The sequence below is a fragment of the Neolewinella sp. genome (assembly GCF_965214665.1).
Taxonomy (GTDB): Bacteria; Bacteroidota; Bacteroidia; order Chitinophagales; family Saprospiraceae; genus Neolewinella.
Genome location: NZ_OZ243970.1, coordinates 558237 through 571110 on the forward strand (window position 1 = coordinate 558237; position 12874 = coordinate 571110).

Annotated in this window: 11 protein-coding genes; 6 read left to right on the forward strand and 5 right to left on the reverse strand. The window is 59.8% G+C overall.

What is annotated here, in order from left to right; genetic code table 11:
* Positions 1–280 precede the first annotated feature (280 nt).
* The gene (locus tag ACOOHD_RS02695) at positions 281–1108 is read left to right on the forward strand and encodes a bacteriorhodopsin (protein ID WP_420460023.1); all 828 of its coding nucleotides are present in this window, start codon (positions 281–283) and stop codon (positions 1106–1108) included.
* Between the two features lie 6 nt (positions 1109–1114).
* Positions 1115–2323 (forward strand): DUF2254 domain-containing protein, encoded by a 1209-nt coding sequence (locus tag ACOOHD_RS02700; RefSeq protein ID WP_420460024.1) that lies wholly within the window; start codon positions 1115–1117, stop codon positions 2321–2323.
* On the opposite strand, the gene ACOOHD_RS02705 is transcribed toward ACOOHD_RS02700, so the two are convergent.
* On the reverse strand, positions 2306–5209 hold the full coding sequence (locus ACOOHD_RS02705) for an aminotransferase class III-fold pyridoxal phosphate-dependent enzyme (RefSeq protein ID WP_420460025.1): 2904 nt from the start codon (positions 5207–5209) through the stop codon (positions 2306–2308). The genes ACOOHD_RS02700 and ACOOHD_RS02705 overlap by 18 nt on opposite strands.
* Before the next feature lie 97 nt (positions 5210–5306).
* Between ACOOHD_RS02705 and ACOOHD_RS02710 the strand changes: the two genes are divergently transcribed.
* Positions 5307–6395, forward strand: a complete 1089-nt coding sequence (locus ACOOHD_RS02710; protein WP_420460026.1) for a class I SAM-dependent methyltransferase — start codon at positions 5307–5309, stop codon at positions 6393–6395.
* On the opposite strand, the gene ACOOHD_RS02715 is transcribed toward ACOOHD_RS02710, so the two are convergent.
* Together ACOOHD_RS02715 and ACOOHD_RS02720 are read right to left on the reverse strand one after the other, a co-directional pair.
* Positions 6384–6845, reverse strand: coding sequence for a hypothetical protein (locus ACOOHD_RS02715; RefSeq protein ID WP_420460027.1), 462 nt, complete (start codon positions 6843–6845; stop codon positions 6384–6386). The two genes, ACOOHD_RS02710 and ACOOHD_RS02715, sit on opposite strands and share 12 nt — an antisense overlap.
* Positions 6846–6976: 131 nt before the next feature.
* Positions 6977–7486: a hypothetical protein gene (locus ACOOHD_RS02720; RefSeq protein WP_420460028.1), complete on the reverse strand. Its 510-nt coding sequence runs from the start codon at positions 7484–7486 to the stop codon at positions 6977–6979.
* A 159-nt stretch (positions 7487–7645) separates the two neighbouring features.
* Between ACOOHD_RS02720 and ACOOHD_RS02725 the strand changes: the two genes are divergently transcribed.
* Together ACOOHD_RS02725 and ACOOHD_RS02730 are read left to right on the forward strand one after the other, a co-directional pair.
* Entirely contained in the window at positions 7646–8041 is a 396-nt protein-coding gene (locus ACOOHD_RS02725) for an ankyrin repeat domain-containing protein (RefSeq protein WP_420460029.1), read from the forward strand.
* A gap of 152 nt (positions 8042–8193) precedes the next feature.
* Positions 8194–8325: a hypothetical protein gene (locus ACOOHD_RS02730; protein WP_420460030.1), complete on the forward strand. Its 132-nt coding sequence runs from the start codon at positions 8194–8196 to the stop codon at positions 8323–8325.
* A gap of 9 nt (positions 8326–8334) precedes the next feature.
* On the opposite strand, the gene ACOOHD_RS02735 is transcribed toward ACOOHD_RS02730, so the two are convergent.
* Positions 8335–9639, reverse strand: coding sequence for a carboxypeptidase-like regulatory domain-containing protein (locus ACOOHD_RS02735; RefSeq protein WP_420460031.1), 1305 nt, complete (start codon positions 9637–9639; stop codon positions 8335–8337).
* A 79-nt stretch (positions 9640–9718) separates the two neighbouring features.
* Here ACOOHD_RS02735 and uvrC point away from each other — a divergent pair, with 79 nt between their 5' ends.
* Positions 9719–11557 (forward strand): excinuclease ABC subunit UvrC, encoded by a 1839-nt coding sequence (gene uvrC / locus ACOOHD_RS02740; RefSeq protein WP_420461403.1) that lies wholly within the window; start codon positions 9719–9721, stop codon positions 11555–11557.
* Between the two features lie 98 nt (positions 11558–11655).
* On the opposite strand, the gene ACOOHD_RS02745 is transcribed toward uvrC, so the two are convergent.
* Entirely contained in the window at positions 11656–12705 is a 1050-nt protein-coding gene (locus ACOOHD_RS02745) for a mechanosensitive ion channel family protein (RefSeq protein ID WP_420460032.1), read from the reverse strand.
* Positions 12706–12874 lie beyond the last annotated feature (169 nt).

Sequence of the window (12874 nt, forward strand, 5' to 3'; positions counted from 1 at the left end):
TAACAACCAAATGCGATCGTAACGCGGTCGTAGCGCTGACCTAGAAGCAGTCGCAACCGGGGTCGCCTTCGTTAACCTAAACGTTCTGGGACTAATAGGGAAACGACCTGCCGGAGTTAAATTGTCGAGCTGAAAATCTTTAACTGTGTCGGCCAGCTTCTCCGATCAAGCGCGTTAGGGTCCGGTTTCAGCGTACCATTTTCCCCGCCGCCCCCGCACTAAAATCTGCCGCAACATATTTCTCAACTCCAGGGTTGATTGCTCAAATTAAACACAACCTATGACAAACATCGAGAGCCTCTTTTCCTACACCGTAGGTCGTTACGAGGCCGTCGACCACCTGCTCAGCATGGGGGTCGGGGCGCACTTCGCCGCCCTCATTTTTTTCATTCTTACCTCCCGTTTCGTTGCCCCCCACTACCGTACCGCCACCGCGCTAAGCTGTATCGTCATGGTCTCGGCCGGCATCATCCTTTACGGCCAGTCCAACCTCTGGGAGCAGGCCTTTACGTTTAACCAGTCCACGGGTATGTACGACCCCGCCCAGGAAACCTTCTCCAACGGTTACCGCTACGTGAACTGGATGATTACCGTTCCCTGCCTACTCGTGCAGCTGCTCATCGTGCTCAACATCCGCGGTAACGATCTATTTAAGACGGCTACCACCCTTATTCTGCTGGCCTGGGCGATGATTGTGACCGGCTACGTCGGTCAGCTCTACGAGATCGATAGCATAGGCACCCTGATGCTGTGGGGGGCCATCTCTACGCTCTTCTTCATCGGTATGAACTGGATCGTCGGCACCCGCATCTTTCGGGCCACCCCCGATATGCCCGCCACGGCCGCCTCGCCCATGCGCAAGGTCTTCTGGCTCATGATGTTTGCCTGGACCCTCTACCCCCTGGCCTACGGCATGCCCTTCTTCGAGGCCAGCTCCACCGGCGTGGTCATCCGTCAGGGTCTCTTCACGGTGGCCGACGTCACCTCTAAGGTCATCTACGGACTCATGATCACCTACATCGCCATCCAGCGCAGTGCCGCCGAGGGCTTCGAACCCGCCATGCAAGTCACCGACCTGCTGCCCCAGCGTGGTACCGTGGCCGCCTAAGCACCGATGGGCAAAATTATGCTGCTGCTGCGCGATCTGGTTCGCTCGATCGCCAGCCTCCCCACGCTCATTTTCTTCGCCTTCGTAGCCCTAGCCTGCTACCAGCTTAGCACTACGGATGAGGCGCAGGACCTGCCCGACTGGCTTGCCCCCTACAACCTTACGGACCTTGATACCATCCGCACCACCCTGGCAGCGGTGATTACCGGAGTGTTCACCCTTACGATTTTTGCCTACACCATGGTGATGAACGTGCTGGACCGTAGCATCAGCTCCTACTCCCCCCGGCTGCTCCCCCTGGTCCTCTCCGAGCGGTACCACCAGGAGATCCTAGGGGTAGGAGCGGGTACGATCGCACACAGTACCATCCTGTTACTGGGCGTAGCCGAGCCGCCGGAGTTCAGCAAGCCACCGGTACTGGCGGCGGCTAGCGCAGGATTCTTTGCGATTCTAAGCCTGGTGCTGTTTATCTACTTCATCCACCGGGTATCGCAGAGCATCTTCATCAACGTACTCCTGCGCAAAAGCTACGACTACACCCGCCGCCGCCTCGAACGGCTCGACGAGCAAAGGCTATCGCTTATCACCGCTAGGGACCGACCGGACGATGATCCCCAGCCCCGCATCTTTGCCGACCGGTGTGGCTACCTCGACGAGCTGGACTATGCAGGTCTGGTCGACGCAGCCCAGAAGCTACGGACCGAAATCTACCTACTGCCCCGCCCGGGCTCCTTTGTCTACACCGGCGATCCCCTCTTCGGCTGGGGCGATACACAGTCAGCCGACCAGATTAGCATCGACTCCTACTACACCCTTTCCCGGGAGGAGCCCATCGATGTCTACGCCACCGGCTTCAAGCACCAGGTCGAGGTAGCCATCAAAGCCGCCAGCCCCGCCATCAATGACCCCGGCACGGCCATGACCGCCATCAACTACCTCGGGCAGCTCTTCATGCAACTTGCCGCGGTGAAACCCTACAATGCCGTCACCGGTCAGCAGGACGCCGGCGTACTACGCCTCAACGACTGGCAGGTGGGTACCCTCCTTGACAGCTGCTTCACCCAGCTGCGTTGCTACCTGGATTCCGACCCCTGGGGCGTGGACACGATGCGCGAAAACCTCCTGCGCATCGAGCAGGCCTGCGTAAAGTACGACCATCCTACCGGGGCTTCCGCCGCCCGCCGCCAGCTACAGCAGCTAGTCAGTAAACCGTGAGCCGTCTTCCCGCAGCACGCGGTCTAGGTATTCCACCAGCATCTCCGCGTTCCCACGACTGAAGCACAGCGGCGGCTTGATTTTCAGCACATTCTCGTACGGTCCGTCGGTGCTCAGCAGGAAGCCCAGCTCGCGCATCCGGTTCACCACGTAAGTAGCGGGCGCGGTCGCAGGTGCAAGGCTTGGCCCACAGAGCTCCACGCCCAGGAATAATCCCTGCCCCCGAACGTCCGCCACGAGCGGGTGATCGGACTGTAAGGCAAGCAGGAGCTCCGTCAGGTAGCTGCCTACCCCGCGGGCCTGCTCCTGTAAGCCCTCATCACGCATTACGTCCAGTACCGCCAGACCCACCCCGCAGCTCACCGGGTTACCTCCGAAGGTGTTGAAGTACTCCATGCCATTGGCGAAGACCGCGGCAACAGACTCGGTACAGACCACCGCGCCCAGTGGATGCCCGTTGCCGAAGGGTTTTCCGATGGTGACGATGTCCGGCACCACACCCTGGGTTTGAAACGCCCAGAAGTGGCTACCCACCCGGCCCAGGCCCGTCTGCACCTCATCGGCGATGCAGATGCCGCCGCCGGCGCGAATGCGATCGTACACTGCAGTCAGGTAGCCCGCGGGAAGGGTTAGCTGCCCCCCGCAACTCAGGATGGATTCGTGAAGAAACGAACTCAGTTGCTCCGGCACGTGGGGCAGGGGATCGAGCCCCGTACCGCGCAGCCGGTCCGGTAACGGTAACAGATGGGTATGGTTGGGTCGCCCCTGCCCCCCATGACGGCCGAACTTGTACTGGCTCACCTCAATCGTCCGGCTGGTATTACCGTGGTAGCCCATTGCCATTGCGACCGTACGCCGGGTACCCGTCACCGCCTCGGCCATCCGCAGTGCCAGCTCGTTAGCTTCGCTACCGGAATTGACGAAGTGCACCACGCTAAGCTCCGCGGGTAGGGTGGCGGTGAGCTGCTCGGCCAGTGCTACGATGGCGGGGTGGAGGTAGCGGGTGTTCGTATTAAGCAAACTAATCTGCCGGCTGGCCGCGTCCACTACGCGGGGGTGTTCGTGGCCCACGTGGGCTACGTTGTTGACCGTATCCAGGTAGCGCCTACCCGTACGGTCGTAGAGGTACTGCCCCGCCCCCCGTAGGATGACCAGCGGCTCGTGGTAGGAGACACTTAGACTACGGCCGAGCAGCCTGCCGCGCCGCTGTTGAATCGTCTGCGCCTCATCTGCAGGGGGCACTTCTTCTGGCAGGGGGTGGGGGATGAGCGTGCGGGGGTCCGGACACAGACCCAGCCAGATGTACCGTTCGTCGGGGTAGGCCACGCCGGGAAAATCCACCGAGCCGCCCAGCAGATCGAGCATCACCTGGAAATGAAGGTGGGGAGGCCAGCCACCGTTGACGTCCGGTGCGCCCATCGTGGCCAGCAACTCCCCGCACTGCACCTGCGACCCCGCCCGTATGCTCTGGATGGAACAACTGCTGAGATGCCCGTAGAGGGTATAAAAGGTGAGCCCGGGGATCGGATCGTGCTGCAGGATGATGGTGGTGCCGTAGCCGCCCGGCGTGGGGTCCGTGCCGAAACTGTGTACGGTGCCGTCGAGCGGACACACTACGGCAACGTTGGCCCGGGGAGTCCAGAAATCAAGGCCGAGGTGTACGCTCCGCCAGCGGGGTCCCTGGTTGCCCGTGCCGCGAAAGGCGTCGGTGGTGTAGACCGGTCGGGTTTCGCCGTAGCCGCCCACGGCCATTTCGGCCCCCTGGTCCTCGAGGTGGCGGCGGATGTGGGTAACGAAGACGGAGAGCTGCTCAAAATTGCGGTTAAGGCCCAGGGTGGGGCTGCCCACGCTGAGATTAAGGGGCAGCACCCGCTCCGGAAAAACGACCAGAGACTCGGGGGTAGCCCGCGCGCACCAGCTGTGGTAGGCCTGCCAGCGGGGGTGGGCCGGTAGTTCGGCGGCCGTGCGAAAGTGGGCGAGCGCTAGGGTGGGGTGTACGGTGCGTAGCTGGTCCAGCAGCGTCCAGGCGGGGGCTTCCGACACGCTGAGGTACGCATTATCGGGGTTACGCAGACGGTTTTCCGCAGCGGTGGTAACGGTAAGCAGCAGCCGGGCACCAATGAGATCGAAGAGTGCGGCCAGTTCTATCTCCTGAAGGGGGAAGACCGTCTGGTAGCCACGGACTACCTCCTGCATCGCGCCGAGTGGATCGGCCATGCCCATGCCGGCGTAGGCGCAGCTGATGGCTAGCTCGCAGACCGTAGCCGTGTAGCAGGCATCGTCAAAGTCGATGACGCCGGTGATTCGGTCCTCACGGGGTGCGATCAGCAGGTTGAGCTCGTGGGCGTCGTTGTAGTTGATGCCGCGGCGGAGAACGGAATGATCCAACTTGCGAATGCGGTCGAGAAAATACTCCGCTAGTGTTTTCTGATTTTGGTCTAGACCATCCATCACTAGATCACTATTACCCACGCATAGGGGATCCCAGCGGTAGTTACGGGGTGCTGCCGGGTTATCGAAATCGGCCAGCGCGCGGGATAAATGACCGCAGGTGGTGCCCCACTGTCGGAGTAGGGTAGGAGTACGTGGGTTCCGCTCGGCTAGGGGGCGGCCGGGTAGCCACGTATAGCGTCTTACGGTACGCGGGCCTGCCTCGGTAGTGACCTGGTGAGATTCGAGCAGCTCCGGGACGGCAAAGGGAAGGGAGGCCTGACGGAGGTGGCACAGTAGGTCCCTGGAAAATGCCTCCGCGGCGCCATCGGGCGGGCTGACCTTGAGGAGGTATGATTCTCCGGAGGGGGCCGTGAGGCGGAAATTTTCGTTGACTTCGCCGGGTAGTGGCGTTACGGCAGCGGGTTGGACCGCCAGACCTTCGGTATACAGCATACCCGCAAAGTACTGAGCCGCTCGCAAGTAGTAGGCCCCGGCCGGCAACTCGCTGGCTCAGCGTGTAGTTTACCCACTGCCGCAAGTTGCCCCGCCCATGCCCTCCCTGCACCGCTACCCTCCCACCACCGACCGCAGCCTACGGGTAAGTAGCCAGGCCGATGAGCTACTACTGGACTGGGCGCGCCAATCGCTATTAACCGACGTGCCCACCACCGTGGTGCACGATCGATTTGGAGCGGTAGCCCTTCGCCTGTCCGCGCCCGTGCAGTTCATCGCCAGCTACCACAGTCAGGAGGAAGCGCTGCGCCGCAATGCCGGAGGATACCTCCCGGCAAATGTGGCAAGGCTCACCGACGCTTCGCCGGTAACCCACCAGGCCCTACTCCGAGTGCCTAAATCGCTCGAACTATTCGAATATTACCTAGCCTACCTTGGGGTGAACGCGGTGCCGGGTGCCCGGCTCGCGGCCGGATTTATGACGCGGCACTTTACCCCGCGGCTGCTCGAAATATCCGCCCGGTACGCCGGCACGGTAACCCAGTCGCGGGCCCGCAAAAAGGCGCGGCTACTGCTCCTTTCGGATCTTTATCTCCCTGCACCGGAGTCGGGCCCACGGCCGATGCTCCGCAATGTGATCGACTACCAGGGGGCGCGGTATACGCAGTACTACGGTGTATTTTCCTCCCAGCATGTAGACTTCGCCACGCAATTTTTGCTGGACTCCTGGCCGGACGACCTTCCCGCACCCGCCTCCATTCTGGACATAGGCTGTGGTAGTGGCATCATCGGAGACCAGCTGCTCCGGCGTTACCCTGCGGCGCGGCTTACCGCAACGGATGATTTTAGTTTAGCCGTAGCCAGCGCGCGGGAGAACCTACCGGCGGACCGTGCCACGGTACGCTACGCGCACACCCTTGCTACCGTAGCCGATGCCTCGCAGGAGCTGGTGGTCACCAATCCACCCTTTCACCAGGGATACGAAAACACCCTTGATACGAGCCTGTCGCTGTTCGGAGAAGTACAGCGGGTGCTGACTCCCGCAGGCCAGTTTTTTGTAGTTGCCAACCGTCACCTCAATTACGCCACTCACCTGCGAAGACTGTTTCGGGAGGTGACGGTGGTGCGGGAAAATGCCAAGTACGTGGTATACCGCTGCGGGCGATCGCCGGTGCTAACCGAATGACTTGTAGTCGGTAAGGTAGGACAGGTTCGCTCCGAAATTAGGGATACGCCCCTGTAGGATCTGCCGGCGCCACTTCCACAGACTACCGAAGCTGAGCATCCACAGCGAGCGGCACTCGTCGAGGTAGCGCAGGACGGCGCTGCGTTGGTTGCGCTCCAGAAGCTGCTGGGCCAGGAGCATACTGGGCCCAAAGGCCTTAAGCTGCCGTGAACCCGGTGTGCGTGCGGAGTTAAGTAGGTATTCCGCTGCGCGATCGACGTGGTTTTGCTGCAGCTCCACCAGTCCTAGTAGGGTATTCGCCTGGTGAATCGCGTTGCCGTAGTTGGTGTGGTGGCGGAAGCGTTCGGCGGTCGCAAGGTAGTCGGTCGCCATCTGACTGACGGTAAGGTAGTCATGCCGGGCGTAGGCCTTGAGCAGCCGGCGGCCCAGTAAGATAAAGTCTGATTCCATGAGGGGTTTGTATAAGCGTGCATGATGCGAAGGCGGTGCGGCGGGGTACCAATTGCCCGGCCGTTCAAGATTTGGACACTAGGTAATTCAGCCAAATTTACGACATCCCAGACTGTCTACGGCAAAAATCTTTAGCCGAATGACTTAGGGTCGAGTAGGTGCGTCAGATTTGCGCCGAAGTTGGGGGTGCCCCCACCGCGAATCTGCAGCTTCCAGCGCCAAAGCCGCCCAAAGCTAAGTTTCCAGAAGGCGCCGCACTGCTCTAGATAGCGGAGGACGGTCTTGCGCCGGCCGATCAAGAGTAGTTTCTTGGCTAGCAACATGTTAGGTCCGAAGCTGGTAAGCTGCGAGGAGCCCGGGGTAGCGGCGGCGGCAGCTAGGTAGGCCTCCGCCTGGTCGATCTGGTCGCTTTCCAGGGCGATCAGTCCCAGTACGGTATTTGCCTGGTGGATGGCGTTGCCGTAATTACGACAGTCCCGATGGTGCTCCGCCGCCCGGAGGTAGTCCAGGGCTAGCTTGCGTACCGTATCGCAGTCGTTCCTACTGTACGCTCGCAGCAGGTGAAGTCCACGAAGAATGAATTGATTGCCCGTACCGGGGCGCGTGGGCAGGGAAGTGCCCACCATGGTTGGTGTATTCATGAGAGAGATGCTAAAATACTAAATCGAACCCAAATATACTCCCCAGGGACCGGGTCCGCAAGTTAAAAGCGACCACCGCCCCCCGCACCCGCCTACTTTAACACTTAGCGGGCTCACTACGGGCCCTGGACCTGCTGCCCTGCCCGTATGTTTGTGGGTATGAACAGTAGCGAGCGACTTTTTGGGGCCATACGTAGCGGTGACGTGGACGGACTTAGGGGTCTTTTACAAGCCGAGCCCCAACTCGTGCACGCCCGCGACCTACGGGGTTCCACCCCGCTCGTACTAGCTGCTTATCTCGACCAGCTGGAATGTACCCGCCTCCTCATCGCCGCCGGTGCCCGGCCGAACGTAAAGGATGCCGCCGGTAGCACCCCCCTTATGGGGGCCAGCTTTCGGGGCCACCGCGCCATCGTGAGTTACCTCATCGAGCAGGGCGCGGGGGTTGATGTGCCGGGTCCGGACGGCATGACCGCCCTTCACTTTGCCGAGATGGGGGGAAACGGCGGGGTGAAGGAGCTACTCCTGGCCGCGGGTGCCCGACCGGTCGACTAGTCGTGTACGACCCTGATGCCTCGGGCTAGCTGCGCGGCCCCGAAAGCTGCCCCCCCCCCATGCCCAAGCTGCGGTAGTCGCACTCATTGGAGATCCAGTCGAGGGTATAAATCGGCACCTAACCTTTATCCGTGCGGAATGTTCCTTCAGGTATGGTGTACCTCGCATTTCCCCAGATTCTTGGCGGTACCGGTCCGGTGGCCTATTTGGTCCTGGCGGGTATTGTGGCGCTAGTCGTTACGTTGATTGTGGTCTTTTATCGCCTCTTGAGCGAGGAGCCCTAGGGTCATATTTTACTCCTTAATCCGCCGGGCGTTAGTTCGAAAAGATTTCTCAAACGCTTCGAGTTGGTTCGTTTCAAACTGGAGGGCGTCGGCGGCAGGGATGGATTGTAACTTCTCGTTGTCGTGCCAGAAAGCTGGGTCATAGGGAAGGTTGATGGCGGTATAGGGTTCGGACCGCCGGATGGGTTTGCCCTTGCGGCCCTTGATTTCCTTACGGTCGGTAGTTACATCCGTAACGTAGAAGAAGCGGCTACTGAAGTGTCTTTTCATCTCACCGGCGTAGCGGTACCGAATGATTTCCCGGATGGTCTTTGGGTAGTATTTCCCGGCTACCTTGTGGTAGGTGATGTCTTTGTACCACCCTTCCCCAGTGTCACCATGGCGGTAGCGTAGTACGGCCAGGTCGTTCTTATTGATGAGCAATTCGCCGCGGTTCCAGGCTGCTTCGGCTATCGTCTGTGAGATGCCGGGAATTTGGGGATCGAGCTGGTAATGAATACGTACTAGTGTGTCCGTGCCCGAGAGATACTCCCCGCGGTTGGCGAAGGTGAGGTGGCGCCAGAACCGATCGTCATCGGTTCGCGCGTGGAAGGTTTTTAATGCTTCGACGGACTTAAAGAACGCACCCGCGGTATGTGCGTACCGACCGCTGCGGGCAAAATTGCCGGGCCCCTCATAGAGACTGAGCATGGTCTGCTGCGTATTGATCTTGGGCCAGAAAAAGTTGATCTCCGGCCCACTATAGTCCGTGCTTCGATATTCATCAATCCAACCATGGGCTAGAGCGGGCTCCGGCTCGTACACTCCATCGCGAATATTAAGGATGGCCTCTTGTAACTGGCTGTACTCCCCGTCATCAATGTCGTACTTACGGTAATAGGCCCGGAGAAGGTAATCTTCGTGGCCGTAGTTCTGAGGAATGGCGGCTACGGTACGCCTGACTAGTTCTCGCAACCCTAAATCGGAAATGACTACTACGGTACCCAGGTCGATGAACGAGGTAGCTAGCCGTACGTCCAGCCGGGCGGTATCGGTAGTCGCTACGGGGTGGCGGAAGTCGGCGTAGCTCAGTAGGGAGAAGACGAGGGTATCGCCACGATAGCGTTCACCGGCGAGCTCCAGCTGGTAATCACCCTGCTCGTTGCTCAGCACCCCACGGGTGGGATCACCGGAAAGGGAGACGAATACAAACGGAAGCGGCTCGCCGGACTGCTCGTCGAAGACCGTGCCCCGGTAGGTCAGGGTGTCCTGAGCGGGTAGGTACAAGACCAGTAACAACAGGACTAGGGTGGACGAATATTGGGTGTGGCGCATGTCTGAAAGTACGCCCTATAATCAACTTCGCACCTGCGGCCCCGCCCAACCCCCGCACGGCTTATCCGTTATTGCAGCGATGACGACGGAAGACTTTAAACGTATCGCGGATACCGTGCCCCGCCAGCCCGGGGTGTACCGCTTCATTGGGCCGGACGATACCATCCTCTATGTAGGGAAGGCTAAGGTGCTGCGCAACCGAGTGGCCAGTTACTTCGGGGACCGTAAGGACCGCCTGAATCGTACCCGGGTGATGGTCAAAAACGCCGCCCGCCTGGAGTTTACGATCGTGGAGTCGGAGGCTGATGCCCTGCTGCTGGAAAATGCCCTGATCAAGACCCACCAGCCGCGGTACAACATCAACCTAAAGGACGATAAGAACTACTCCTACATCTGCATCAAGAATGAGCGCTTTCCGCGGGTGTTTATCACGCGGCAGGTGTGGCGGGACGGCAGTTACTACTTTGGGCCCTATACAAGTAAGGGGCGGCTGAAGATCATCCTGGACCTGGTCAAGACGCTCTTCCCCCTACGCACCTGCAACCTGAACCTGAGCGAGGAAAATATCCAGGCCGGTAAGTTCAAGGTGTGTCTGGAGTACCACATCAAGAACTGCGAGGCCCCCTGCGTGGCCGAGGAAAGTGAGGAGAACTACAACGAGAAGATCGAGCAGGTCAAGAACATTCTCAAGGGCAACTTTGCCGAGGTGAAGCGCCACTTCCAGGCCGAGATGGAAGAGCTGGCCGAGAACCTTGAATTCGAGCGGGCGCAGCAGATCGCCGATAAGCTCAAGGCCTTTGAGAAGTACCAGAGCAAGTCGACCATCGTGAGTACGAGCCTGCGCGACATCGACGTCTTTGGCGTGGCAATGGACGAAAAAGAGGCCTACCTCAACTACATTAAGATCGTCAACGGAGCGGTGATTCACACCCATACCCAGGAGATCGAGATGAACCTGGACGATGACGAGGAATCCCTGCTGACCTACGCCATCCCCGAGCTGCGCGACCGCTTCAACAGCATTGCCCCCGAAATAGTGCTGAGCCACGAGCTGGAGCTGGCCGGGGTGGACGCCTCCGTGACCGTGCCCAAGATCGGCGACAAGAAAAAGCTGCTCGAACTCAGCGAGAAGAACGCTAAGTACATGCTGCTACAGCGCAAGAAGCAGCGCATCAGTAACGCCAACCGGCAGACCCCCGCCGAGCGCGTGCTACGCCAACTGCAGAGCGATCTGCAAATGGACGAGCTGCCCATGCACATCGAGTGCTTTGATAACTCGAATATTCAGGGTACAAATCCGGCCAGTGCCTGCGTGGTCTTCAAGAATGCCAAGCCCAGCAAGAAGGACTACCGACACTACAACATCAAGACCGTCGTGGGACCGGACGACTTCGCCAGTATGCAGGAGGTGGTGTACCGCCGCTACCGCCGCCTACAGGAGGAGGCCGAGCCCTTACCCCAGCTGGTCATTATCGACGGCGGTAAGGGCCAGCTTAGCCACGCCATGGAGAGTATCGACCTGCTGGGCCTGCGGGATAAGATGACGGTGGTGGGTATCGCCAAGCGACTGGAGGAGATCTATTTCCCCGATGACTCGGTGCCGATCCACATCAACAAGAAGTCGGAGAGCCTGCGGTTGATTCAACAGTGCCGCGACGAGGCCCACCGCTTCAGCCTACGTCACCACCGGAATAAGCGCAGCACCGGGATGCTCCAGACCGAACTGATGAACATCCCCGGGGTAGGGGAGAAGACGGTGCAGAAGCTGATCGCCCACTTCGGCAGTACGAAGAAGGTAAAAAACGCGCTGGCCAGCGAGATTGCGGAGGTGACCAACCTGAGTACGGCAAAGAAGGTGATGGACTACTTCCGGCGGCAGGAGGTGGCGGCCGGGGAGGTGCCTAAGGATCGGGGATAGTTCAGTACAATGCTGCCACTCCCGATAGCTATCGGGACGCCAGCAAAATGCTGCCTCCGGCTGCGCTGGAAACGTCTGAAGTGAACAGGCCAGTCTTACTATTCTGTCGAATTCCGACGTTTACTGACGCCGTTAGCCGAGCCTTCTTCATCCTCCTTTTGCGCACTGGGATTTTCACCCACCGCTCCCTGCCGCGGCGCCTTACCATCCTTAGGCAGCGGCCAACCCTCACGTTGGTTAGCACGGTCGCCGTCGATCTCCTCGGTCTGGTCGTGGATCAGGTTCACGTGGGTTTCGTAGGGTATGTCGATACGGGCTGCATCTAGGGCTAGTTTGACGGCGGTCAGTACGCGGTCGTGCACCCTGACAACGTTGGCGCGCTCAGAGTGGGTCCACCAGCGGATGCGAATGGATACCCAGCTGGCGGCCAGGTCCCAGGTGAGGACATCTACGGGTTTGCTACCGTCTACGCCCTCGGCCCCTTCGACGGCCTTGCGGATTACGTCGATGGCCTCGGGAATGCTGTCGCCGTAGCCGATACCTACATCGTACTCCGAGCGGGTAAGCGCGTTGGCCGTCTTGACGCGCACGGCATTGGTGTATACATCGCTGTTGGGGATGATGGCCCGCTCGTTATTGTATAGACTAATGATGGTGGCGCGGGTTTCGATGCGTTCGACGGTGCCCTCGAATCCGTTGATGACGATCTGGTCGCCGATATTAAACGGCTGGCGTAGAAGGATAAGGAGGCCGGCGAGCCAGTTTTGCAGGATGTCCTTAAAGGCGAAACCGATGGCCACCGAGCTGACGCCCAGCCCCGCGATGAGGTCGCCGGGATTCAGGGTGGGCATTACGATGGTGGCCGCGATGAGAAAGCCGAAGACGTAGATGATCCACTTAATGAAGCCGCCGGCTACGCGGCCCAGGTTCTCCCGGTTTCTATCGGCCGTGCGCCGCTCGAAGGTCCGGGCCACGAAGCGGGCTAGGAAGATGAAGGCGATAAGTACGACGATGCCGACGACGATGTTGGGCACAAGGCGGACGAGTCCGTCGACCCAACTATCTATTTTTTCGAGAATCGCCCCGGGGTTAAGATCGATTTGTTCGGGGACGTCATTGGCGGTGCTGTCGGGGGCTTGGGGGAGCATAGGAACCTCGTAAACTTACTGGCAACTACAAGCGCCGTACTTCCAGAATGTTTGCCGCAAGGCCCCACGGGTACTCACGAAACATGGCAAAACCGTGCACAAAATTAGCGCACCGTGGTTAGGCTAGGGTAGTCTCGGCCGGTCACCGCCTGCTGACCAATCTTCAAAA